We start from the raw sequence: 1,559 nt of genomic DNA on the forward strand, positions 1-1,559 counted from the left end.
ATGGCCTACAAGAGTGATATTGAGATAGCGCGTGAAGCGGAGAAGGCGCCGATCCAGGAGATTGGTGCGAAGCTCGGGATTTCGAGCGATGACCTTGTGCCGTACGGGCATGACAAGGCGAAGGTGAGCCAGGGGTTCATCGACAGCGTCCAGGGCAACGAGAACGGCAAGCTGATCCTCGTGACGGCGATCAACCCGACGCCGGCGGGCGAGGGCAAGACGACGACGACCGTCGGCCTCGGAGACGGGCTGAACCGGATCGGCAAGAAGGCGATGATCTGCATCCGCGAGGCCAGCCTCGGGCCGTGTTTCGGGATGAAGGGCGGTGCCGCGGGCGGCGGCATGGCGCAGGTGGTTCCGATGGAGGACATGAACCTGCATTTCACCGGCGATTTTCATGCGATCACCAGCGCTCACAATTTGTTAAGCGCGATGATCGACAATCATATCTATTGGGGCAACGAGCTGCGAATCGACCAGCGCCGGGTCGTCTGGCGCCGGGTGATGGACATGAACGACCGCGCGCTGCGCGACATCGTGACCAGCCTTGGGGGCGTGGCCAACGGCTTTCCGCGTCAGGCGGGGTTCGACATCACGGTGGCGTCCGAGGTGATGGCGATCCTGTGCCTGGCCTCCGATCTCGATGACCTGCAGAAGCGGCTCGGGGACATCATCGTGGCCTATCGCCGGGACCGCAGCCCGGTCTATGCGCGCGACATCAAGGCGGACGGGGCGATGACCGTGCTGCTCAAGGACGCGATGCAGCCGAACCTGGTGCAGACGCTGGAGAACAACCCGGCCTTCGTGCATGGCGGTCCGTTTGCCAATATCGCGCATGGCTGCAACTCGGTGACGGCGACGACAACCGCGCTGAAGCTGGCCGATTACGTGGTGACCGAGGCCGGGTTCGGGGCCGATCTCGGGGCCGAGAAGTTCATGAACATCAAATGCCGCAAGGCCGGGATCGCGCCGTCCGTGGTGGTCTGCGTGGCCACGGTGCGGGCGATGAAGATGAACGGCGGTGTCGCCAAGGCCGACCTGGGCGAGGAAAATGTCGAGGCGGTCAGGAAAGGCTGCCCGAACCTGGGCCGTCACATCGAGAACCTGAAATCCTTTGGCGTGCCGGTGGTTGTCGCGATCAATCATTTCGTGACAGACACTGAGGCCGAGGTGCAGGCGGTCAAGGATTTCGTCAAGGAGCACGGTTCGGAAGCGATCCTGTCGCGGCACTGGGAGCTGGGCTCGGAAGGGTCCGAGGATCTGGCGCGGCGGGTGGCCGAGATCGCCGACAAGAACAGCGCCAATTTCGCGCCCCTTTACCCCGACGACATGTCGCTGGCCGACAAGATCCAGACCATCTGCAAGCGCATCTACCGGGCCGACGAGGCGCTGATGGACAAGAAGATCCGCGACCAGCTGAAACAGTGGGAAGAGGCGGGCTATGGCAACCTGCCGATCTGCATGGCAAAGACGCAGTATTCCTTCACCACCGACCCCAACCGCCGCGGCGCCCCCACCGGCCACTCGGTTCCGGTCCGCGAAGTGCGCCTCTCCGCCGG

At 63.7% G+C, this 1,559-nt stretch carries 1 protein-coding gene; it reads left to right on the forward strand.

Annotation, left to right across the window (positions count from 1 at the left end):
* Positions 1-1,559, forward strand: a 1,559-nt coding sequence (locus AB9K34_RS21365; protein ID WP_369956609.1) for a formate--tetrahydrofolate ligase, incomplete at both ends; no start/stop codon positions are given.

Source organism: Sedimentitalea sp. XS_ASV28 (assembly GCF_041224545.1).
GTDB lineage: Bacteria > Pseudomonadota > Alphaproteobacteria > Rhodobacterales > Rhodobacteraceae > Sedimentitalea.